The organism is Anaerolineales bacterium (genome assembly GCA_015075625.1).
Lineage (GTDB): Bacteria > Chloroflexota > Anaerolineae > Aggregatilineales > UBA2796 > UBA2796.
In genome coordinates this window covers 235,594-259,089 of record JABTTZ010000003.1, presented here as the reverse complement: position 1 = coordinate 259,089, position 23,496 = coordinate 235,594, and the positions used below count along the sequence as shown (strand labels likewise).

The 23,496-nt window shown below is 55.8% G+C and carries 21 protein-coding genes and 1 tRNA gene; 7 read left to right on the top strand and 15 right to left on the bottom strand.

Features of this window, described 5'->3' with window-relative positions:
- Positions 1-6: 6 nt before the first annotated feature.
- The 12 genes from HS103_15325 to HS103_15270 form a co-directional block, all read right to left on the bottom strand.
- Complete coding sequence (locus HS103_15325) at positions 7-2,307, bottom strand: SUMF1/EgtB/PvdO family nonheme iron enzyme (GenBank protein ID MBE7514168.1); 2,301 nt, start codon at positions 2,305-2,307, stop codon at positions 7-9.
- 39 nt (positions 2,308-2,346) lie between these two features.
- The gene (locus HS103_15320; GenBank protein MBE7514167.1) at positions 2,347-2,973 is read right to left on the bottom strand and encodes a response regulator transcription factor; all 627 of its coding nucleotides are present in this window, start codon (positions 2,971-2,973) and stop codon (positions 2,347-2,349) included.
- The gene (locus HS103_15315; GenBank protein ID MBE7514166.1) at positions 2,970-3,890 is read right to left on the bottom strand and encodes a DNA-processing protein DprA; all 921 of its coding nucleotides are present in this window, start codon (positions 3,888-3,890) and stop codon (positions 2,970-2,972) included. Before HS103_15315 ends, HS103_15320 begins: the two co-directional genes overlap by 4 nt.
- The gene (locus tag HS103_15310; protein MBE7514165.1) at positions 3,880-5,214 is read right to left on the bottom strand and encodes an ATP-binding protein; all 1,335 of its coding nucleotides are present in this window, start codon (positions 5,212-5,214) and stop codon (positions 3,880-3,882) included. The genes HS103_15315 and HS103_15310 overlap by 11 nt, the downstream gene beginning before the upstream one ends.
- A 21-nt stretch (positions 5,215-5,235) precedes the next feature.
- Complete coding sequence (locus tag HS103_15305; GenBank protein ID MBE7514164.1) at positions 5,236-5,541, bottom strand: DUF503 domain-containing protein; 306 nt, start codon at positions 5,539-5,541, stop codon at positions 5,236-5,238.
- Positions 5,542-5,551: 10 nt separating this feature from the next.
- Positions 5,552-8,134 (bottom strand): FAD-binding oxidoreductase, encoded by a 2,583-nt coding sequence (locus HS103_15300; GenBank protein MBE7514163.1) that lies wholly within the window; start codon positions 8,132-8,134, stop codon positions 5,552-5,554.
- A 325-nt stretch (positions 8,135-8,459) separates the two neighbouring features.
- Positions 8,460-9,470 (bottom strand): hypothetical protein, encoded by a 1,011-nt coding sequence (locus tag HS103_15295; GenBank protein MBE7514162.1) that lies wholly within the window; start codon positions 9,468-9,470, stop codon positions 8,460-8,462.
- A gap of 218 nt (positions 9,471-9,688) precedes the next feature.
- Entirely contained in the window at positions 9,689-9,937 is a 249-nt protein-coding gene (locus HS103_15290; protein MBE7514161.1) for a hypothetical protein, read from the bottom strand.
- Positions 9,938-10,939 carry an MBL fold metallo-hydrolase gene (locus tag HS103_15285; protein MBE7514160.1) on the bottom strand — a complete coding sequence of 334 codons (1,002 nt, stop codon included), beginning with the start codon at positions 10,937-10,939 and terminating at the stop codon, positions 9,938-9,940.
- Between the two features lie 7 nt (positions 10,940-10,946).
- A complete protein-coding gene (locus HS103_15280) occupies positions 10,947-13,022 on the bottom strand; it encodes a glycosyltransferase family 39 protein (GenBank protein MBE7514159.1) in 2,076 nt (691 codons plus the stop codon).
- A 26-nt stretch (positions 13,023-13,048) separates the two neighbouring features.
- Entirely contained in the window at positions 13,049-13,573 is a 525-nt protein-coding gene (locus HS103_15275) for a CopD family protein (GenBank protein ID MBE7514158.1), read from the bottom strand.
- Positions 13,570-14,535: an MBL fold metallo-hydrolase gene (locus HS103_15270; protein ID MBE7514157.1), complete on the bottom strand. Its 966-nt coding sequence runs from the start codon at positions 14,533-14,535 to the stop codon at positions 13,570-13,572. The genes HS103_15275 and HS103_15270 overlap by 4 nt, the downstream gene beginning before the upstream one ends.
- Positions 14,536-14,663: 128 nt before the next feature.
- Here HS103_15270 and HS103_15265 point away from each other — a divergent pair, with 128 nt between their 5' ends.
- Positions 14,664-15,332 carry a PspA/IM30 family protein gene (locus tag HS103_15265; protein MBE7514156.1) on the top strand — a complete coding sequence of 223 codons (669 nt, stop codon included), beginning with the start codon at positions 14,664-14,666 and terminating at the stop codon, positions 15,330-15,332.
- A 172-nt stretch (positions 15,333-15,504) separates the two neighbouring features.
- A complete protein-coding gene (locus HS103_15260) occupies positions 15,505-15,921 on the top strand; it encodes a hypothetical protein (GenBank protein ID MBE7514155.1) in 417 nt (138 codons plus the stop codon).
- 77 nt (positions 15,922-15,998) lie between these two features.
- On the opposite strand, the gene HS103_15255 is transcribed toward HS103_15260, so the two are convergent.
- Together HS103_15255 and HS103_15250 are read right to left on the bottom strand one after the other, a co-directional pair.
- A tRNA-Leu gene (locus HS103_15255) sits at positions 15,999-16,083 on the bottom strand.
- Between the two features lie 85 nt (positions 16,084-16,168).
- Complete coding sequence (locus HS103_15250) at positions 16,169-16,954, bottom strand: hypothetical protein (protein MBE7514154.1); 786 nt, start codon at positions 16,952-16,954, stop codon at positions 16,169-16,171.
- Positions 16,955-17,087: 133 nt separating this feature from the next.
- Between HS103_15250 and acs the strand changes: the two genes are divergently transcribed.
- The 5 genes from acs to HS103_15225 all read left to right on the top strand — a co-directional run bounded on the left by acs (position 17,088) and on the right by HS103_15225 (position 22,528).
- Complete coding sequence (gene acs / locus HS103_15245) at positions 17,088-19,043, top strand: acetate--CoA ligase (GenBank protein ID MBE7514153.1); 1,956 nt, start codon at positions 17,088-17,090, stop codon at positions 19,041-19,043.
- A 150-nt stretch (positions 19,044-19,193) separates the two neighbouring features.
- Positions 19,194-20,039: an undecaprenyl-diphosphate phosphatase gene (locus HS103_15240; GenBank protein MBE7514152.1), complete on the top strand. Its 846-nt coding sequence runs from the start codon at positions 19,194-19,196 to the stop codon at positions 20,037-20,039.
- A gap of 118 nt (positions 20,040-20,157) precedes the next feature.
- A complete protein-coding gene (locus tag HS103_15235; protein MBE7514151.1) occupies positions 20,158-21,042 on the top strand; it encodes a DUF4388 domain-containing protein in 885 nt (294 codons plus the stop codon).
- 37 nt (positions 21,043-21,079) lie between these two features.
- Positions 21,080-21,622, top strand: coding sequence for an ATP/GTP-binding protein (locus HS103_15230; protein ID MBE7514150.1), 543 nt, complete (start codon positions 21,080-21,082; stop codon positions 21,620-21,622).
- A gap of 108 nt (positions 21,623-21,730) precedes the next feature.
- The gene (locus HS103_15225; GenBank protein ID MBE7514149.1) at positions 21,731-22,528 is read left to right on the top strand and encodes an alpha/beta hydrolase; all 798 of its coding nucleotides are present in this window, start codon (positions 21,731-21,733) and stop codon (positions 22,526-22,528) included.
- 28 nt (positions 22,529-22,556) lie between these two features.
- On the opposite strand, the gene HS103_15220 is transcribed toward HS103_15225, so the two are convergent.
- Positions 22,557-23,483 (bottom strand): carbohydrate kinase, encoded by a 927-nt coding sequence (locus tag HS103_15220; protein ID MBE7514148.1) that lies wholly within the window; start codon positions 23,481-23,483, stop codon positions 22,557-22,559.
- Between the last annotated feature and the right edge of the window lie 13 nt (positions 23,484-23,496).

Genomic DNA, 23,496 nt, shown 5'->3' with positions numbered 1-23,496 from the left:
CCCATCTTAAAAATCGCGGGCGCAGCGGAAACCAACATCCTCGCTGACCTCGCGGGTGGCTGCCCTATTCCGTAAGGCGGCACGGGTGTCACCGCCAGCGTTCAGCCACGATCCACCACGAAGGCTGCGTGGCTCAACAAGTTCCAACAACCCTTCACGCCCATCAGCGGGCGTGTAGGGATAGGGGCGGTAGATAGTGCTGACCCATTCCCACACATTCCCGCTTTGATCATACGTTCCCACCCAACTTATCCCGCTCGGATAACGCCCCACCGGTGCAATGCCGGCAAAGCCATCGTCTACGGTGCTGTCCTTCCACGTATTCGCACAAAGCGCATCACAATAATTAAGACGACTCCCGTCAAAGGTCTCTCCCCATGGAAAAACCCATCCTTCCGAGCCGCGTGCGGCATATTCCCATTCTGCTTCAGTGGGCAGACGTGCGCCGCGTGCCGCGCAAAAATCTCGCGCCTCTAGCCATGTGATCGACTCACGGGGGAAATCGTCGCCCACTGCCGCACTTGCCCGCCCTGCTTTTCCGCCAAAGGTGGCAAATTGAGCATTGGTCACCTCATAGAGATCAATCCAAAATGGCGCGTTAAAGCACACCTCATGGTGGGGTAATTCATCGGTGAAACTCTCTCGGCTAACACGCGGAAAAAAGGGCTTGATCAGCGCCACTGCCGCATCAATCTGCGCATCGCTGCTGCCCATCAGAAAACACCCCGCCGGAACATAGGCCATAGGCACACCGCCAACTGTGCGCTGCATTGGCGTCCATTCGGCATGGCTGCGTCCCACCGAAAAATAGGGCGTGGCGGTGGGCAGGGGCGTGATCGTCGCCAGCGTCGTTGCCGTGTGGGTGGCAGTCGCCGTGAATGTTTCTGTGGGCGTCGCCGTAAAGGTGCTTGTGAAGGTTGCCGTTAAGGTAGGGGTGAAGGTTGCCGCAGAGGTTAGGGTGGGCAAGGCGGTGTGTGTGAAGGTGAAGGTTGCCGTGAGTGAGGGAAGAATCGTTGGCGTGGCTGTCCAACCTATTGCCGTCTGTGTTTGATTCACCACCGTCTGAGTTGCCATTGCCTGTTGTGTGGCGATAGGTGCGGTGCTATCCACTGTCACCGTTGGGAGGATCGTCGCCGTCGGGATGGGGAGCGGTGTTCCCGTCTCCGTTGGGGTGGCAGTGGGGGTGGCGGTGGGAGTTTCACTAGGCTGTATCGCCGCCACCCTCATGGTGAGACTCGCCGCGCTTGTGGGATGCTCCGTTCCTGTTGCTGTCGTCGCGCCACTCCCGCCGTCCCGCCCAGAGAGGATCACAACGATCCCAAACACAGCGAGGATGCCAATCACCCCGACAATCAAGGGAATTCGCCCCCCACCCCGCATGGGAAAATCAAACACCTCCTCGGCGGAGGATGATTCCCCTTGTGCTTCAGGGGGGAGCGTGGTGGTAATCTCCGGCGCTTGGGGAATGGAAAATGTTCCGCTGAGCGTAATCCGAAACGCTTCGGCAAAGGCGCCAGCGCTTTGATAGCGATCTTCCCGATTTTTACTGAGCGCTTTGGCAATGACTGCCTCAATATTATCGGGGAGGTCACCCCGCACCCCACGTACAGAGAGCGGTGTTTCGTTGACATGAGCATACATCATCTGGAAGGGGGTATCGGCGTTGAAGGGGAGTTTCCCAGTCAACATCTCGAACACCATGATCCCTAGTGCGTAGACATCGGCACGGGCATCAAGGGCGAGGTTTTGCCACTGTTCTGGCGGCATGTAGGCGGGCGTCCCCATTGCCGTCCCTGTGTTCGTGAGCGATGTTGCCGCATTCAACACTTTGGCAATGCCGAAATCGGTGAGGAAGGCGTTCCCATCTTCATCAAAGAGGACATTTTGCGGTTTCAGATCGCGGTGGACAATTCCCCGTTTGTGGGCGTAATCAAGTGCCTTTGCAATCTGATCGATGTATGTGGTTGCCTCTGCCGGAGTCAGCCGCTGCTGTCTGATCTGGTCGGCAAGCGTGCCGCCGGGCAGCAGTTCGGTGACAAGGTAAATGAGTTCATCTGACTGCCCGTAATCAAATAGTTTGAGGATGTGTGGGTGACTCAGTTTAGCAATCGTCTGCGCCTCGCGCTTGAAGCGGGCGATGAATTCTTCGAGGCTGGTACTGCTGGAGACATCGGGTTTGATGATTTTAATGGCTACATCGCGTTCAACACTCAGTTGGCGGGCGCGGTAGACCGTTGCCATCCCTCCCCGTCCGAGGAGTCCGTTGATCTCATAATCACCGAGCCGCCGCCCAATCATGTCCGACATGCTGAACCGCCGTTGATGCAGAAAAAAGCCCACCGCTCATTATAGCGCGAACCATCCTAGCCGCACGGCTTTGACCACCGCCTCTGTGCGGCTTTGGACGCCTAATTTGCTCATCACGGCATTCACATGGAATTTCACGGTGTTCTCACTAATGCCCAAACGTCCGGCAATGGTTTTGTTTGGTAAGCCCTCAGCGATCAGAGTTAAGACCTCGCGTTCGCGGGTGGTCAATCCCTCTGTGGTAGGGGATTCATGCGGCGTGGAGGGAAAGAGCGCCGCAGCCAAAGCGGGGTCAAAGACAGCTAAGCCCTCTACCACCGCCCGTAGCGCGGCAACAATGCGCTCTGGAGGCGTACTGCGGGTGATGATTCCGCGCACGCCTACCGTCCATGCCTCTGCTGCCTGATTGGAATCAGCAACAAGGGCGATGGTGGGTGGAATTCCCTCCAGTGTAGGGAGCAGGTCGATCCCGCCGCCATCGGCATCCCAAAGGAGGGCATCGGGTGTGTGGGTAGCGATCAGATCAGCCAAATCGGGATCGGGTGATGCCTCTCCCACGACGATCACCCCGCCAACACGCTCCACCATAGCGCCCATCCCGATCCGCGCTAAGGGATTCGCGGCGATGATGAACAGGCGCACCTCAAGGGAACGATCAGGAATCATGGGCGGGTATTAAGATGTGCCAAAAATACCGTCGGATCAGCGGGAAGGGGATCGGCATAATCAGCCAAGAGTTTTTGGCAGCCTTCCCCACCCTGTGGCGCGGCAAAAACAGGAATATGCATGTCATGGGCGGCATGGGCGGCATAAAGCGCTCCGCTAGATGCCCCCGCCGCAATAACGATCAGCGCTCGGCTGAAGGCGGCAATCAAGCGGTTGCGGTAGACAAGGGTCTCCCGTGCGGGAGAGGCTTCTGGATTTACCTCGCAAAGGAGAACACCTTGGGCGAGGATGTCCTGCCCCAAGCGGCGATGCGCTGGCGGGTAGAGCGTATCGTCGGTGATGCCACTGCCAAGAATGGCAGCCGTATAGCCCCTCTCGGCAAGCGCCCCTTTGTGAGCGGCAGCATCTATGCCGTATGCCAACCCGCTGATGATGGGGATAGTTGCTTTCGCTAAGACAGTGGCATAGTCATAGGCAAGGTGTTCCAGTGGCGCTGTCGATTCCCGTGTGCCAACAATGGCAACGCCGCGCCCCATCATAAACGTACTGCTCAGATTTCCGCGAAAGAACACAGTTGGCGGGGGGTATTTCAAGCGAAAAAGGGGAATGGGGTAGGCGCGTTGGAGGTGAAAATCATCAATCATCATCAGACGAATCCCCGCCTTTTCCCATCGCTGGAGAGACGTGGCGATCTCGGAGGGGTTCACCGCTTTAATCCGCACGGATAAGGCACTGCCCACACCCGCTACCCTCTGAAGTTCAGACAGGGCGGCGCTGTGGGCAGCCAGCAATGTCCCAAAATGCGCTCGCAGCCGGTTGATCACTGTCAAGCCGACGCTTGGCGTCAGCGCCAGCCCAATCGCAAGAAGGCGCTCGGCGTCCGCCGGATCAAAGGCATCAGCGAGATCAGTTGCCATCCGTCCCGTTGCGGCGGCGTCCACTGGCGGCAGTTGCCCCAAACCCCATCTCGCGCTTGGGGCGCAGATCGTATCCCGTTGCCAATTGGCTGGAGAGGCTGTTCACCGACTGGCGAAGGATGTTCACCGAGACGATTGTCTCACGGTTGTGCGCAGCAAGCATCCGCGCATAGAGTGCCACTTCGCGGACGAACGCGCCGGTTTGCCCAATCAGATCGTCCACCACAGCGCGGTGGTCTTCCGACCACTGGGTCGCCATGTAGCGTTGGAGCATCCGCGCCGCCTGATCGCCATCTTGGATGGTGGGGATGTGGATAATCCGATCCACGCGCCCCGGACGTTTGGCAATGCGCTCGTCAATGACCTCTGGATAGTTCGTCGTGGCAATCAACAGCGCCCCGCGCGGGTTGTTTGGCGATTCCAGACCGTCTAAGACGTTCAAAATTTGCGCCTTGTCTTCCTTACGCAGGTAGACATCAATTTCTTCCACAATCAATAGTACTGGGAAACGCGCCTCGCTGACGACATTGAGGGCATGGTGGATCTTGCGGAAGGACGCCCCATCATCATCCGCGCCGGAGACGTAGACGACAACGCGCTTCTGATTCAGGGCGAGTTTCGCCAACGCCGCACAGAGGGTTGTTTTTCCCGTGCCGGGCGGTCCCACCAAGAGCAGCTTACGGAAAGGCGCAAGGTTCAACTGCTTGTAAATATCGACGCCTTCGTTGAAGAAGGTTTCCATCTCCGCCCGCAGGTCGGCTTTGATCGATTCCGGCAGGATCACCTGATCCCACTCCACTGTTGGCTTGAAGGAACCGTTCTCCCCGCCGATGATGTAGACGCGCTGACTACGTTCAAGGTGACGCGCCGCTTGGTTACAGAGAACTTCAAATTGCACCCAAGGATCAACCCGATCTGGGGGAATGAGGGCGACAGACACCATGCATTTGTCGCCGTCCTCATAGTAAGAACTGACGTAGATCGCCCCAAAACAAGCGCCGCCATCGCCGGTGAACTGAAAATGCCACGCCCCAACCGACTCATCCAAGAGCGGGCGGGGACCAGGCAGGCGGTAATCGCTGATCGGCACAACGTGAGGGCAGTTCAGGGTTTCAATCCCCGTATAGCGCACTTTGCCGCGCAGTTTGCGCCCGGGTTGTACTCGTTCGCGGGCGCGGTTGTTCCCGCAGTTATCCGACGCCCATAGTGCCATGAACGGTGCGCCTGGGTAAAGGCGTTCCCACTCCGTCGCCGCCCAATCCACCAACACCTCATAGCGGAGTTTCTGAAGGGTGCTTTTCTCGTTTTCGACTTTTTTAGCCATGGTCGGCATCCTGTTCTTTCGCTAGTCGGTCATTGGGGTAACATGCATGATCTCAACACGATGCTGAAGGAGATCAAGGTCGGGACGGTTTTCTTCCAGCCAGCGGACGAGATTGGCGAGCAACTGCTGGACATGAACGGCGCTGTTGGAAACAAGCGCCACACCGATCAATGCCGAACGGCGGGCATCGTTGAAATCGATCTCCGCTGCACTCACGGTAAATTCACGCTGAAGGCGGCTGATCAAGCCTTTCAAAGCACTCCGTTTATCTTTTAGGGACTCTGATTGTGGGAGGTAGAGTTCAAGTGTACATACGCCAATGATCATACCTTCTAGTTTACCATACTCCCGAAACGATGAGAGGGGTGAACTTCCCTCGCAGTGTCTTAAAGATATCACTTCCCGCAGCAGGGTAATGCGTGCGAACTGCTGCCCGATTCAGCGTGTGATACCCCCATAAGCCAATCTGCCCGCCCGCCTCGATCACTGCCTCTTGAAGGGTTTGGAGGGCGGTTTGGACAGTTTGCCCCCCCCCCGCATCATCAGCGGGAACATCCGCATAGACGCCGATAAGGTATTGCACCGTCGCCTTGCCCTGATGATGCGCGGCAAGGGGTAGTGATTGTCCAGCGGGGCGCTTCACAGCGGCAGCGCGGACAACGTATAAATAGGGTGCAAGCGCGGCGTGCTGCCCCATAATGGCGGTGACGACAACCCGCAGCGCGTCCGCACTTAAAAGGTAATCTGCCCAAAGGTGGTGGTGTTCACGGGTTGTCACAAGGTGTTCGGCAACGGACTCGTGAACGATCCGTTGGTAGTCCTCAAACGTCCCGATTTTTTCCTCGCGGGGCAGGGGATCACGCTGGCGTAGGGACTGAGGGAGGGTATCCCGTTGGGCATGTTCAAAACCTAACCCAAAGCCCGCCGCACCGGAAGGAAGAATCCACCCGCGCAAGACATCAGGGGCATTTTCCCCCGCCGTTGCCTGAGAAATCAATGCTTCACACATGGCTACCGGGGTGATTCCATCGTCGTAAAAGAGCATTGTTGTGTAGGGTTGATAGGGAATCGTCAGCAGTTCAGCCTGATCAATGACCCCGAATGCCCCGAAACCGCCGAGGGCGTACCGGAATAAATCAGCCCCATCATCGGGATCATCGGGCGCACACCAGCGCCCCACACCCTCCGAACCGATCAGGTGCAAGCGGCGCACAGAATCAATGCCCGCCCCGTGCTTGTGAGAGCGCAAGCCATAGCCTCCGGCGGAAAGCCAGCCTCCCACAGAGACAAACTGCAAGGCGGGTAAGGCGGGCAGAGAGCGTCCATATCCATGAAGTGCCTGTTCAAGGTCGTTCAGGCGGGTTCGTCCGCTGACGATCACCGTCCCCCTTTCGGTCAGATCGAATTCGGGGGCGGGGGGACGGTTGTTGATCAGGGCGATCAGGTGATCGGGGATGGGCGCTGCGCTGTAGCCCGCCCCGCGCACGTAAACAGGGAACTTCGAGGCATAGGCTGTTTTTAGGGTATGGATTACATCCTCGGTGGCGGTTGTTTTTACGCTGACGGCAAGTGGTTTGCGCTGTAAGCGGCTGAAATCGCGGACGTAGAGCGATCCCGGCGGGCTGACCTCCCCGTTTACCCCCGCCCGTAGTGCCGTCACAAGAGGGTGATCCTTGCCAATGGTGATTCCCTGTGGAGGGCGCTTGCGGGGGGGTAGGGGCTGGCTGAACATGGAGAGGTAGCCTTTTGCCTCTAGGGGACGCTGCGGGGCAATGACGATCTTGATATGGCTGATCATCCGCCACAGACGGGCGGGGGCTGTCTCGCCGGGGAGGGTTCCGGTGGTGGCACCCTCCCATGCCAACATACCCGCCCCTTTGTCCGGCGCAGCCAAACCCGCCTCCACAAGGCGATCCAACAGGGTTTGCCAGCGGGCGGCGGCGTCTTCCGCTGTCGCGCTTTTGCCGGGGGTCAGGCGTGCCTCCAAGCCGGCACGGGGGAGGAGCGCCGTCCCGACATCAATGTAGAGTTCCACCGAATCTGCCCCCTCTAAAAGAGAAAGGGCATGGCGCACTGCCGCAAAATCACCCGTCCACCCCACTGCTGCCAAATAATCAGGGATGCGCGTCGAGGGGATATGCGTCAGACACAGGCGAACAAAATCGGGATCGCGGGAGAGCATCATCCCCACCTCGAAAATTTCGCCGCCAACATCGGGAAGTGTCCCGATACAACGCTGCAAGGTTGCCACAAGCCTATCGGGAAGCGCCGCTCCACGCAAGAGAAGAAGCGCCTCGTCGGTAAGCCATCCCAAATCACCCCGCCAATGGCGCATGGTGTCGCCCTCGAAAGGTGTCCCGAAATAAAGTCCGGGCTGGGGGATACCCCCACCCGCTGCGTCGAATTCAAACCAAACATGCCCAATCTCGCGGTGGAGTGTTGAGGATGTATCCGCCCATCGTTGGCAAAATGCCGCCGCGCCTGCCCACGCCGGGGAGATCAGCCATTCGGCGGGAATTCCTCCAGAGAGAATAGACAGCCCATCATCCCCGCGCCGAATGCAGAAAGATAGGTCTAGTTGGGGATTATCAGAAGCAAGGCGATGTTCAAGGACGAAAATCGAGGCAAGCGAATGAGGGAAGTAACCAGCGATGCGCAGCATCTCTGCCGCTGCGTCGGGGGTGATCAGGGCGGGTGGGAGGTGCGGCGCGTAGGTAGTCAGTGTATCGGCTAGGGTGGTCATTATTGATTGCAGTACCCTCACTGGTTGAACTGCAACCAGCCTTCTTACAAGAAGGACGGGCGTCGTTCGGTTTCCCTTGATCGCCACCGCCTGCCCATCGGCAAGTATATCGTGATAAGCGGGGCTGTCAACTGCTAAGGGGACAATCTCGTTGAAAAATGCTGTAGGCGCTTTCACACATCCTTTTTCGCACACCATCGGAAGGGGGATTGGTTTTGTTCGCCATGGGTTGTGCCAACTTTTCCCTAATATTCCAACTATGCTATCAGGGTATATGATTAGGAGTTACGCACTTGCCCTTATCCCCCTACCCCCTTCTCCCTAAGGGAGAAGGGGGAAAAGAGGTTTTGAGGGGAAGCCCCCTCAAACTGCCCCTTTCGATGAATACAGGGAAAACAGGTTCAACTGCGTAAGTCCTAATGATGAGAGACTAGGGGAATCAAAAGGAGGCAGACATAACATCTGCCCCCCTTTTTATCCTTCTAGATGAGCCTGTTAACGCTTAGTTCGATCCCGGAAGGGGAAGATCGGTGGCATCTGCCACTGGCTCAACGGTGACCGGCTTGTTCACGCCGGAAAGCCGAATCGAGAAGTTAATGTCCACACTGAGCGCGTTTGTCAAGCCGAACATGGCGCCGGTCATGGCGTCCACCGTTGTGGCGAACATCAAATCCGCACCATAAACGAGCTTGTCATCGACGCCGATGTACTGAACAGCGCTGATCTTCGTCGCCTTCAAGAGCGGCTCGAACATCGTCACCACACCGGAAAGCTGCGCCAACGCCGCATCGTCAATGGGAGCGCCGAACTGCCCGGCAAGGGTCTTCAACTGGGCGCGGAAATCCGGACCAAGCAAGCCATTGACCAACGCGGCGACATTGATTTCTGTCGTGAACTGACGGGTCTTAACGCCGCCAATTTCGGGACCATCGGTGACGGTGGTCGTGGCAACGCCGGAGAGCTTCGTCAGGGCGTTGAGCGCCTCGGTGAGGGCGGCATTGCTGCCCATATCGACCATATCGGCGGGGTTCATGCCCATCCCACCACCAGCGGCGAGCAGTTTCTCAACATCTGCCTTGAACCATGTATCGCCTTGCATAGACGCCTTGAAGTAGGCGACGCCATCGACAAAGCGAACTTCAATCGTACCCGCTTGGCTCTTCCCACTAGCATCGACCTTCGCGTCAATCGTCAGCACCATAAGCAGTGCTTTCAAGATTTCTGTCGTGTCGGTAAGCATCGTGCCGCCGGGCATCAGTTTGCTGCCATCAATGGCGCCGCTGCCCTTGACATCAACAACGACATCACCTGTCGGGGCACCCTTGACGTTGATCCCCACTGTATAGGAATCAATGGTGAACGAGGTATATTGAGCTTTTCCCGCTGCCGTCAACAGGTCGCAATCAGCGCCGGTGACGCCTTCGGGACAGTCTTGCGCCTTCACGCTGAGGATGGGCATCACCATGAACGCCATCATCACCACCAGCAGGGCGAGCCGAAACATCTTTTTCATCGCTTGGACTCCTTGCAACAACACCTAGAGGTTGCATTCTAGACAAAACCTAGCAACCAGTCTCTAAGTGTATTCCATCACAAACCTCCATGCAAGCGTTGAATTTGGCGTGATTACAGGATTTAACACTTATATAGAGTCTTTTAATCATTCCTGGTAGAAAGGGTATGTTCAAATCAAAAAGATTCCCTCTCTATATCGTGGGAAATGCGGCTCGTTCAGCTAATCCACTCCCGCCGCACAGCATCCCAACTGCGGTGGCTATATGCCCGCTTACACTCGATGCAAATACGGGCGCTGTCTGCCTCGCGGGAGTCCTTCCAGCGCCAGCGGACGATCCCGCTGTGGTGGCGGCAAAAGGGGCGAAAACAGACTGGGCAATATTCTCCTTCCGCCAATCCGCTCTCCCCATATTTTTGTTTTTCGGTTGGATCGCTCTCGCAGACATGGCAATACGGCACACGCATCTACACTTCATCCTCAAGAGGGTCACTAGGTTCACTCAGTTCGGCGGTGGCACGCTCTCGCTTGAGCTTTTCTACGGGGCGATCCTTGCGAATCGAAAAGCGGTCAAAATCGCGTGCGACATAGGTATTGGGGAAAATTGCCTGCGCCTCAGCAAGGATGTCCCGTTCGCGGCTGCGGCGCGAAATATGGGTGAGGATCAATGCCTCTACGCCGGCTTGATGAGCAAAATGGGCGGCACGGGCGGCGGTCATATGTCCGAATTGGTCAGCAAGGAGAGCATCTTCTTCAAGATACGTGGCTTCAATCACCAGCGCTGTTGCCCCTTGCACATGACTCAGAATCGGCTCAACCCGCCCAATATCCCCAGTGTGAATATAGCGAGCGCCTGGGACTTCTGCATCTAATACATCGTTGGGATAAATGACGCGCCCATCGGTTAAAGTCACTGCCTCGCCACGCACCAAACGAGCCCGTTCAGGACCAAAGGGAACACCAAGCGCTGTTGCCGTTTCTTGGCGGAAGCGCCGGCGTGGTTTTTCTTGAAACACATACCCTAAACAGCCTGGTCCTCGGTGACTGACGGGGAAGGCGCTCACTGTGAACAGGTCATCCTCAAAGAACATCCCTTCTTTGAGGTCGATCAGGTGGACGGGGACGGGTGGCGGTTCACCGTGCAAGACGATCCCATATATCAATTGATGGACACGATCCAGCGCATAGCGGCTGCCGTAAATCTCAAATTCGCTTAATTCTTCCCAACGTAGCAGTGTTGAAAATAGCCCGGCAAGCCCCAAAATGTGATCAAGGTGGCTGTGGGTGATCAAGACGCGGTTCAGCCGCTTGAATCCGATCCCGCTGCGCAAAATTTGCCGTTGTGTCCCCTCACCACAGTCGATTAAGAAGCGGTAGTGAGAGTTCTCAACCGTCAGCAGATGTGCCGATAAGCCCCGATGGACAGAAGGGGCAGAGGCGGATGTCCCCAGAAAAAGCAGTTCAAACATCAGCAGTTTAGGGTGCGACGGTGATTTTATTCAGAAACAAGCGGCTGCCGCGCACGGTCTCTCCATCATAAACGACGACTCGGCTGTCGTCTAGGGCGCTGTACGCACCGATAGAAAGCCAGTAGTCACCAAGCGGGAAATCGGCGGGAAGGGGGATCGTAATCACCTGAAGAAAAACATCCCGATCTCGCAGCAGAGAGGGATCAACATCGAAAAGATCATTTTGCAAGACCGGCTCGGTGAAGGGGTTTCGCAAGACATGGGCAAAGAACCGCAGCCCAGGCACTTGTTCGCCATCTGCCCGCCAATAGGTGGTGATGGTCAAGGTGCTGCCCGGACGATAGGGCGGCGGGGAAAGCCGGTAGCCCTGAAAGGTGAGATAGCCCCCCATTCGCAGGGGAAGCGGGGCGAGAACAAATTCCCCACCCGCCGTTTCTGGGGCATAGCTGATGATGCTCTGTGTTGTTTGCCCAAAGGTATCGGCAACGATTTGCCGAGCGTCGATGTGTAAAACACCGCCGCCGGGGGCGCTCCGCACGGGGATTGTCTGGGCATTTGCCAGCCATTCCGTCACCGCCGGAGCAAGTTGGGCAGGGGCTTTGGGGTCAGCAAAAGCGATTGTTTGTTGCCCGCCGCCATCGGTAAGCGCCACTGCGGTTAGGCAATTGCTGAAGCGGAGGGCAGCATTGCGACGGTTTACCATGAGAGGAAGTAGGGTCGAATCGCGGGTGAATAGGTCATAGGTTAGGGGTTCAATGGCATTCAACGAGGGATCGCCCAGGGTGAACGAACAAACCGTTGTGCTGCGTTCAGGGGTGGTGTAATCAATGTAGGTTGCCAATGCTCCCAACCCTCCCCGATAGGCAGCATTCACATCGGGACGTTCGCCCCAAAGGTAAAGTTCACGCCCACTAAGGTAGACCCCTACGCTGCTCAGGAAAAGCAAGGCAGCAAAAGCGTAGCCCACCCGCGCCCGATAGGTAAGCCAGTTCAAGAGCGCCGCACCGCCATAGCCCATAAGCAAAACAATGCCGGCAAGCCCGCCCGTGCTGTGGGCAAAATTCGGCGCCCCGTGTGACCACATATCGGGAAACATACCGACCACAAGGGCGAGGCTGGCAAGTGCCGTAGCCGCGTTGCGGCGGATGCGCAAGGCAGCGCCAACACCAAAGATAAAAAGGATCACGCCGGTTATGCGTACCAGCCCTTCGCCGGGGACATTCCGCGCCGGATTGGGGTCGCCTAACGTGCCGATGCTGATCAGAGCGCTGTAGGCAGAACGAAAAAAATCTCCCACGCTCTCTGGGCGGATCAACCACCAGGTATGGGCAGCGCTTTGTGCCGTTGCGCGGAGTGCCGATGCCATATACGGAATCGCCACGATAACCCCCACCACAAAGGCGAAGATCACATAACCAGAGCTGCGCCGCGAGATGGGCTGGCGGGTGACGATTAAATAGAACGCATAGATGACGACCAGAAAGGGAAACAGCAAGGCGATCCAATGGACGTAAATGGCAACCCCAAGCAGGATGCCTAAGGCGGCATACGTCGCTGTCAGCGGGGCGGCGGGGGTAATCTGTTGGCGCAGGTGAAATGCTCTTGCGGTCAGAATCAAAATACCCAAGAAAAGCGGCAAAATCAGGCTTTCGCGGGTGGCTGTTCGGGAAAGAATGATATGCCAATGGTTGACTGCCAGCGCTAAGGCGGCGATGATTCCCGCTGTGCCGCCGAATAAGCGCCGTCCGAGCGCATAGGCAAGGGCGATGCTAAGCAGCCCGGCAGCAAAAGGAATCACCCGATAAGGCAAACGCCCCGTACCAAGAACATTAACCCCTAGCGCCGTGAGGAGGGGGTATAAGCCCTCCCGTCCGGCTTCCTCGTTGGGAAGGCGGTAAAACGAGGCAACCTCCCCTTCACGGGCAAGGGCGGAAAAATAGAGGGTGGTAATTTCCTCATCGTTGTAGCCGTTGGGAAGGCGTGTGAGGTCGAGAATGCGCAGCGCCGCGGCGATCAGCAAGACGAGGAGGATAATGAATCGCTCCATCCCTGGCGAGAGCATAAATCGCTTTGGAACATACACAGGTCTGGTAATCCTTTATCGAGGGTTCACAGCGACGATGCTGCCGCTGTACAAATCAGGACAAAAACACCTAAGGCAGTATTCAGTTGGATTAGGTGCCGTTCGCGCACCCGCAGCCGTTCTAACTCAGGAGCATCTTTTCCGCGCTGGCGCAGAAGGGCGGCGCGGTCAAGGGCGGGGATGAGGCTGAACTGCATAATTGCCCCAATGCCCACCATGCCAAGCACAGCAAGGTGTTTCACGAATATAGCGCGTGACCAATCATTGTTCAATCCCAACACGCCATCATAGTATGGACTGCGCTCCATCTGGTAAATTCCAGTGACAATCAAGACTCCCAAGCTGAGATTAGCAAGGGGGTAGAACCGCCGCCGGAAGCGATCCAAGAAGCGCACCAGTGTTGACGTTTCGTTGTCATCCTTCCGTGCCGCGATCAACGCCTGAATTTCGGGGAGCAACAGGATGGTCATCAAGAGCAGCCCACCAACCCATATGACGGTGGCGAGAAGGTGAAAGATCAGACTGAGAATGTGGAGGGGATCAAGCATCACACCTCTACCGTTGTTCCCTCTTGGGCAAGAATCACTTCCGTTGCTTGGGGGGTTGCCCGCCCCTTGTTACGGAAGGCAAGGTAGCTATACGCCTCGGCAACCGCATCCCAAAGCATGTCATCGGTAGAGGTAGGGTCGTGGTGGGTGAGGGCAAGACGTTTCACACCGGCACGGTACGCCAATTCTGCGCCCATCTTCGGTGTGCTGTGACCCCAATCGCGGCGGTCTTCAATGACCTGTTCAAAGCGGTACTGCGCATCAAAGATGAGCAGATCGGCGTCCTTGAAAAATTCAACATAGCGTGTCGTGCTGTCCGTATCCATGCGATGGTATTCGCCGTCGGTGGCATAGACAATCGATTTCCCCTCGTGGGTAAAGCGATAGGCATATGCGCCGCCTGGGTGCGAGAGCAAAATCATACGCACATCAACCCCCGCCACCTTGAAGGTTTCATGGGGATCAAGAATGTCCCACGTTAAGCTAGAGCGCATGTATTCTAAAGAGACGGGGTAATAAATTTCCCTCTGCTGGTCGGCAAAACGGGTTTTCAGATCGGGGAAAGGGCTGTGAAAGTGCAGCTTGTTCCCCGGCACATAGGCGGGGATGAAAAAAGGAAAGCCTTGCATATGATCCCAATGGGTGTGGCTGATAAACACATGCGCCTCACCTTGTCCTCTCCCAAATGCCCCCTGCATGAGACGGTTTCCCAAAGGGCGCATCCCCGATCCGCAATCAAGGATAAAAAGGTTGTCCCCCACCCGTAGTTCCATACAGGTTGTGTTTCCCCCCGCTGTGCTGCTAATGCGCTGTGGGAGGTGTTCAAGGTAACGATCCACCGCCTTATGATCGGTCAGATCAACCCCGACAGCGCCAAACAAGGCTTGGCGGATTTTTTCTCGTAGGTCTGTGTTTGTCAGTGGGGAAGGGATCGACCCCCGCGCACCCCAAAATGTGATCTGCATGGTTTTTCCCGTTCAAAATGCCGTGATCTCGCTCATGAGTGTAGCATGAAATTCAAGGGGGTATGTTGCAGAGGGGACATGCTACAATCGACAGCAAGGCACGAACGCCCACAAAGGAACACGCATACATGGCGTCTATTTTTCAAAAACTAGGGATTCTCGTCTCGGCTACCCTTCATGGTATCATGGATCGCGCATTAGAGGCGAACAGTATTGGCGTCTTTGATGAGTACATTCGCCAAGCCGAAGGCAGCATGACAATGGTGCGTGAGGCACTCATCGATCTGCGGGCTACGGTCAGCACCCTCCAGCGAAAATACGATGAGGCAGCAGACGAAGCGGCAAAACTCGATCTCCAAATTGACACCGCACTCAAAACGAGCAAAGAGAGTGTGGCAAAGGCGCTTATGATGCGCATGAACAACCAGATGGACATTGCTCATACCTATAAAGAGCAGTATGAACGGCAAAAACGCGCCTTCGACACGCTTACCGAGGTCGTTCAAATCCTCGGCGCTAAGGTCGATGTCTTGAAAAGCCAGCGCGATCAGGTCGTGACACTTCTCCAACTCGTCAAGAGCAAGAACCTTGCCGCCCGCTCAATCAAAGATATTGAGAAAATCTCCGATGGGCGTGCCGCGCAGATTGTGGAAAAAGTGAAAACAGAACTCGATCTCGCTGACTCTCGTTTGGAGGTGGCAACCAGCCGCCTGTCCAGCCAAGTGGAAAACGAGATTGCCGATGCCACGCTAGAAGCGCAGTTGGAAGAACGCCGCGCCCGTCTGGGGTTGGGCTAAAAATTCAGAAAGGAAATGCAAGAGAAGAAACGAAGGAGGCATGACAAAGATACTATTTCACCCCACGCCTAAATGACCTATGCTTGTCTGTAGTGTCACAGATCGCAACGCCTCATGCTGGTGACTATTTGTTGTCATCTCCAATCAAGTGCAGGTATGAAGGAGAAACGACGTGACACAGCAGGTTACTCTTATCGGAGGGGTTCTCACAGTCCGTCTCAATGGACATGTAAGCGCCCTTGAAGTTGGTCAGGCAGTCCAGACCCATCTGCTTCAGCAGAAAACGCCTGTGACCCTGATTGTTGATATGACCTTTGCAACGGCACTCCACCAAAACCTGAAGATGTTGTTCTTCCGGTTGTTTCAACACCCCCTTGTGGGTCAGGTTGGGGTGGTCAGTTCCAGTCCAGTGCTTGCAGTGGAATTGAACGACCTTGCTAATGCCTTGGCTCGTATTCGTAAAGTGACGGTGGCAGCGACAGAAAGTGAACTTTTGGTGACGTTTGGGTTGGCAGAGCCACCCACACAACCTAAAAAACTTTCCAGTATGTTGGCACACCTGAAACGCGCCGATACCTCGCCGCAATAGGGGCTACCAACACAATCACCGCAACGAAAAAAGAGCGCCAAGCGCTCTTTTTCGTTTTCCCTAAAGGATGTTCGTTTTGGTGCCGTGGAGAGGACTCGAACCTCCACCTCGTTAAAGACATGGCCCTCAACCATGCGCGTCTGCCAGTTCCGCCACCACGGCTTGTGTTTAGTTGGTATTATAGTCGGCGCAGAAAAGTTGTCAATGGTAGGTCACATAGGGCGCTGTGTGGCTGCCTATAGAATAGCTACCCAGGACGCGCCTCTGCGCTGACGGTGATCTCCATCGTTCCCGTCCTCAAGGCGATGACTTCTAGGTCAAAGTCAACTGTCGCCCCAATGCTCAAGACGGTTTCCGGTGCAGGTCGCCATTGTCGATAGCCCGTAACGCGCCGATCGGCATCAAAGAGGGTCACAATCACTTCTACATAGTGCGCATCTATCCGCCCAACGTTGGTCACCCGCCCACGCACACGATGGAGTGTCTCGCGTTGTTCGCGGCTCACAATATCGGCGCGGAGGGTTGGACTCACTTGCCAAGCCACCTCCCGCCCACCCGTTAGGACGGCAACACCGCCGAGGCTTTCGGTTGGGATAGATTCAAACAGAATGCCATAAGGGGATGCCCCTTTGGGGGAAATCTGGCTGTGGGCAATCTGTAGTGTCTGATCGGTAAGCGGAATGCCCTCTGTATTGAGCAGATAGACACGCAGCGTAATGCTTTCCACCGGTGTAAGAAGGGTGTTTTGCACAAGCCCTAAACACCACATCCCGCCCATGGGCGTGTGATAGCAGCTTGGCTGATGAAGCGTGAGGAGCGGCAAGGGCATCATACTTGTGGCATACAGGGTCGGTGTGCGGAGGAAAAACAGCGTGGGACGCGGCGTTGGCGTAGTGTGCTTGAAGGTAAACAAGGTCAAAGTGGCGGTAGGCATTGTGGACGAATTGCCATTTCCAGCACTGCACCCTGTCACCGCCAAAAGACCCATGCCAACCCACCACCACCACCAACTAACACTAGAGTTGATTCGCACACCTGCCCCCGCTGAAAATGTAGAATGACCGCGAATGAAATAGAATGACTGTTTGATTTCCTCGGCAATCTCGCCAAAGTCACTTGTTGGTGAAGGTTTGCCGTTGCCTTCCTTCTCAGTCCCGCCTAAAATTATGGCGATTTTCGGGAATTTAAGAAAGTTTTTGTCTCAAAAAAGGAGTCCTCCTGTGACGGATTCAAATGCACCTGCCACCCAACAAGAGTGGTATTACCCCTCCGAGGCTGTGCGCAAGCAGGCATATATCAGTGATTATGATGCCCTTTATGAGCGTGCCGAGCGTGACCCCTTAGCGTTTTGGGCAGAGGCAGCCGAGTCACTCGATTGGTATAAACGTTGGGATAAAGTCCTTGACGACTCCAACCCGCCTTTTTACAAATGGTTTGTCGGCGGCAAAACAAACATCGCTATGAACGCCCTCGATAGGCATGTGAACACCTGGCGGCGGAACAAACTTGCCCTTATTTGGGAAGGGGAAGCGGGCGAGCGGCGAACGTTCAGCTATTACCGTCTATGGCAAGAAGTCAACCGGTTTGGGAGCATCCTCCGCAGTATGGGTGTGAAAAAAGGGGATCGCGTCACGATTTATATGGGGCGCGTTCCCGAACTCATGATTGCTATGCTTGCCTGTGCCAAGATCGGCGCTGTTCATAGCGTCGTCTATGGCGGGTTTTCCGAACGGGCTTTAGCCGAGCGCATTGAGGACGCCCAAAGCCGCGTTTTAGTCACTCAAGATGGGGCATGGTTGCGCGGGCAGATTGTCGAACTGAAGAAGATTGCCGATGAAGCCGTCCGGCGCAGTCCGGTGGTTGAACATGTTGTCGTCTATAAACGGACGGGGCATGATGTTCACATGGAGCCGGATCGGGATTTCTGGTGGCACGACCTGATGACCCTCCCCATCGCCTCCCCCAAATGCGAAACCGAGATTATGGATGCGGAAGACCCGCTGTTCATCCTCTATACATCGGGGACGACAGGTAAACCGAAGGGGATTCTTCATACGCACGGCGGCTATCAGGTCTATACCAGTACAACGCTCCGCCTTGTCTTTGACCTAAAAGACGAAGACCGTTGGTGGTGCGCTGCTGATCCGGGCTGGATCACAGGGCATAGTTACATTGTCTATGCGCCATGTATCCTCGGTGCAACCAGTTTTATGTATGAGGGTGCACCCACCCATCCCTATCCCAACCGCTGGTGGAAACTCATTGAATATTACGGGATCACCGCGATGTATGCCGCTCCCACCGCCATTCGGGGCTTGATGCGCTTTGGGTCAGCGTGGCCCAACCGTCATGATCTTTCCTCGCTGCGTCTTTTGGGGTCCGTTGGCGAGCCGATCAACCCCGAAGCGTGGAAGTGGTACTACGAGGTGATCGGGGGGAAGCGCTGCCCAATTATGGACACATGGTGGCAGACCGAGACGGGCGGATTCATGATCACCCCTGTCCCAACCTCGCCCTTAAAACCAGGCAGTGCCACGCGCCCCTTCCCAGGCGTTGAGGTAGATGTTGTTGACGAGGACGGAAACTCTGTCGCAACGGGAGAGGATGGCTTGCTGGTTGTCAAGAAGCCCTGGCCCGGTATGTTGCGAACGGTTTTTGGCGATCCAGAGCGCTACAAAACGCAGTATTGGAGTCGGTTCCCCGGTTGGTATCTGACGGGCGATTCGGCACGGCGCGATGAAGATGGCTATTTGTGGATCATTGGGCGAATTGATGATGTGATCAAAGTGAGCGGCTACCGGCTTGGCACAGCCGAGGTGGAGAGCGGCTTGGTCAGCCATCCAGCCGTTGCCGAGTCCGCCGCCATTGGCTTGCCCGATGAACTGAAAGGGAACATCATTCACGCCTTCTGCATTTTGCGCAATGGCTATGAGGGCAGTTCAAAACTTGAGGAAGATCTGAAAAATCACGTCCGGCAAGAAGTCGGTCCAATTGCCGTCCCTGCCAAGATCGAATTTGTAAAGGCGCTCCCCAAAACGCGCAGTGGCAAAATCATGCGGCGTGTTCTGCGTTCGCGGGCGCTTGGACTGCCCGAAGGGGACATCAGCACACTCGAAGATTAGCCAGGGGATGATCTCAGCCCGCTGCTTTAGCGGCGGGCGATAGAGCGTTGGCGCCGGCGTATGGTCTGCGCCCGCTACAGGGGTTGGGGTTTTACCCCTCGCGGGGGATAATGGCTAACCTTTCAAAGTCTAACCCTAACTAGGAACATTATGATTGATTACCTCTATGCGCTGATTCTCGGCATTGTCGAAGGAATCACAGAGTTTTTGCCTGTTTCCTCTAACGGACACCTGATCGTCGCCAGTGCCGTGCTGCACTTCCCCTCGGAGGGGTTCGGTGTGGTGGATCGCAAGGCGTTTGCCGATACCTTCAGTATTTTCATTCAGCTTGGGGCAATCCTCGCCTTGCTGCTTTTCTACCGTGTTGATCTTCTGCAACAAATGCGCCAACTCCCCAAAAGCGAGCCAACACGTCGTTTTTGGCTCTACCTTCTGATTGCCTTCCTGCCGGCTGCTGCCGTTGGGTTTCTACTGCGAGATTGGATCAAGCAAGTCCTGTTTTCCCCCCTTGTGGTGGGAATCGCGCTTGTGGTGGGCGGGGCGGTACTGTTGTGGGTGGAGCGTAAGCCGCTGACACCGACGGTCTTTCTGCGCGAAAAGATCACTTTTCGCCATGCCCTCCTCATTGGAATAGCGCAAATGGCGGCGCTCATTCCGGGTGTCTCCCGTTCGGGGGCGTCCATCGTCGGTGGGCTGCTGACGGGGTTAGATCGTCGTATGGCGACGGTTTTCTCATTCTATTTAGCCCTTCCAACGCTTGGCGTGGCAACGGTCTATGAAATAGTCTCTGCGCTGCGCAAGGGATATATTGTAGGGGTGCATCTGCCGCTCTTTTTCGTTGGGACGGTGGCTGCTTTCATCGTTGCCTACACTGCGGTGGGGTGGCTGCTGCACTATGTTGCCAACGGCGATTTTCGGCTGTTTGGTATCTACCGGATCATCGCCGGCGGGGTGATTATCCTTTTGGCGCTGTTCAGCACAACCTTTGTGGGGTAAGCCTGTACCTCTTACGCGGCTTGCGCCCCCTCGTTTGACTTGCGTAGAGGGCGCATGTATAATCGCCAACAGTCACGGCGCACACGGACAATTTCCCGGCAGAGGCAAGGACGGCACAATGCCCAGACAACTCAAGGGAACACTACAAGACCTTCACACTACCCAATTGCTGCACCTGATCAACCTTGCCAAAAAAACTGGCACACTGAAGTTGTTCGCTGGTGTTCCAACGGGCAAAGAGATCATCATGGGCGATGGCGAGACAAAACGCCCGGAAGTCCTTCCCGGTGCAGAGCGATCCCGTGTTGCCTTCCGCGAGGGAAAATTAGTTTTTGCCCAAATGACCGAACGGGATAGCCACCTCGCTACGGTATTGCACAAGTCAAATAAATTAAATGACCAGCAGTACCGCGTGATCCGCGAACGTGCGGCAAACGCCACCGATAAAGCGCTTGCCCTGCTCTTGATCAACGCCAACTATGTCTCCCAAGTGGACATTATGCAAAGCGTTCAGCAGCATACGCTGGATATTGTCTATGATGTCATGACGTGGACGAAAGAGCCGTTCATTTTTGAGGAAGGGGAAATGCCCCCGCCCGGACGGATCACCGTTCCCATTGATTTGGAGAACGTGATCATTCAAGGCACACTCAGGATGCGTGAACTGGATCAGTTGGCGAAGGAACTTCCCAACCTCGATTTTGCTTTGCGGTTTCCCGAAGCGCCGGGCGAGAAACTTAAGAAAATCCAGCTTGGCGTAGAAGAATGGCGGGTTGTTTCGTTCATCAACCCCAAAAATTCGATTCGCCAGATTGCCAAAGCCTGTAACATGACCGATATGCAAATTCGCCAAATTGTCTATGGGCTGCTGAACGCGGGGCTGGTGGAATTGGTGAAACCTGCTGAACCGCCAAAATCGACGGTGAAGCCGACCAAGCCTGTGGCAAATACCCCACAGCGTCCGGTGATCACGAAGCTGATTGATCGGATCAAGAACCTTTAGTTTTTGGGCAAAACACGAGAAAAGCGGGGCAGGAACTATGGCGACGCAAACCGTGAAAATGGTTATCACCGGACCCTATGCTTCGGGGAAGACCGAGTTTATCCGCTCAATCAGCGAGATTGACGTTGTTTCTACCGAGAAAGAAGTGACGCCCGGCACGGCTGAGGCGTTAGTCAAAACCGATACAACGGTGGCGATGGACTTCGGGCGGATCACCATTGACGATGAACTCGTTTTGTATCTTTTTGGTACACCCGGACAGCGCCGCTTCGATTTCATGTGGGAAATCTTAGCGGAGGGGATGTTAGGCTTTGTCGTCATGGTCGATAGCACAAAACCAGAAACCTTCCGCGAGGCAAAGGCAATTCTGGAAACCTTCCGTGCCTATGCCCCAACACCCTATGTGGTGGCGGCAAATAAGCAAGACCTTGATGAGGCGTGGCCCGCTGATGACCTCCGTATTGCCCTCCGCATTGAGGAGAATGTTAAACTTCTCCCCTGTGTGGCACGCGATAAGGATATGGTAAAAACGGTGCTACTAGAACTGCTTTACTCCATCCTTGAGGAGATGGACACCTAGACGCTGAACGCTCCGTTCAACGCAAGCCACAGCCGGAGTCTACTGCCTTCGGCTGACCACCATACCCAAACACGCTGGCGCAGCCAACACTGACGAGGAAGCCCCCCCGTGACATCAATGGTCACCGACCAGGGAATTATCCATTACGAAGCCTTTGGGCGCGGGCGTCCTGTGATCTTGCTCCATGGCTGGATGGAATCATGGGCGGTCTGGCGGCAAACAATTGAGGCGTTGGGGAAAGAATTCCGCACCTACGCACTCGATTTCTGGGGATTCGGGGAATCCGACCCAACCAAAGGACATACCTACACCGTCGATAACTATGTCGATATGGTGAATTCCTTCATCGACAATCTGGGTATTGTCCGTGCGCCGCTGGTGGGGCATTCAATGGGTGGCACCGTTGCCCTTAGTACGGCGATTCGCTACCCAGAAAAAATTGTGAAGGTGGTGGTCATTGGCTCGCCCATTCATGGGGCATCGCTCCATTTCCTCTTGAAACTCTCTGGCGTTCCCCAACTCGCGGGCTTGCTCTTCAAACTGCCACCGATGCTCAACTTCTTCACCCTCTTAACGTGTTTTCTTGCCACCCGTCAGGGGCGGGCGCTTTACCGGATGGTCAAAAGCGAGAATCACGAAATCTCGATGCATTCCTTCTTCACCAGCATCGGCACCCTGCGCCGCACAGATCTCCGCCCCGAATTGGCGAAGATTCACACACCGACCCTCGGCATTTACGGAAAATGGGATTACATCGTCCATCCGAATCAGGGCAAGGCGCTGAAGGGAAGCGTTCCCACCGCCCAAATCGCCATGTACAACAACTCCGGTCATATGCCGATGATGGACGAGCCAGATCGCCTCATCCGCGATGTGCGCGATTTTCTGAAGGCAAAAGCACCTTAATTCCTTGCCGTTGACCTTCCCTTAAGCCTCACTCGCCTAACTCAGCAATGGTAGGCAGGGCGGGAATTGCCCCTCGGCGGGTGGTGGTCAATGCCCCGGCGCGGCAGGCGCGGGTTGCTAATGCTTTCAGCGAGTCCATGCTCAGCGCATCCAAATTAGAGGGTAACCCGGCGAGGATAGCCGCAGTGAAGGCATCCCCCGCACCGGTGGCATCGATTACCTCTCGCACTTGGGGGGCATTGGCAATCCCCACCTCCCCCTTCAAGCGAAACAAACACCCCTTTTCTCCCAGTGTGATCAGCACCAAACGAGCGGGAACATCGAGACGCCGTAAGGCGACACGCGGTTCGTCAATGCCTGTGACAAGGGTTAACTCGCCCTCATTCATTTTGATCACATCGACCTCTTGAAGGGGGGCTGCGGCAGCCTCAATGCCCTTGCCATGCCACACCGCTGGACGCCAATTAATATCAAAGGACGTGATCACTCGCGCACTTTTAGCAATCTTGAGCGCCTCCAACGTTGCTGTACTTGCCGGTGGGCGGGTGAGCGTGACCGATCCAAAATGGAAGATGTGCGCCCGTCGGATCAAATCGGCATCCAAATCGGCGGGGGTGAGGTTGAGGTGCGCTCCCTCAAAAAAGGCAAAGGCGGGATCGCCTTTTGTATTGTGGGAAACAAGGGCGAGCGTCGTCAGCGCTTCTGGATCGTCAATCAATCCTCGCGTATCCACCCGCTCCGCGTCTAAGGTTCGCCGCAGTCCGCGTCCAAAATCATCCCCGCCAACTTTGCCAATAAATGCCGAAGTTCGCCCCAAACGCCGGACGCCCACTGCTACATTGGCTGGTGCGCCGCCCGCTTTCGGTTCAAAGGCTGGCGCATCGTAAAGCCCTACATCTTTTTTTGTGCTGACCAAATCGATCAGAAGTTCACCTAAGGCAACGACTTCGACCATGCCTATAACCACC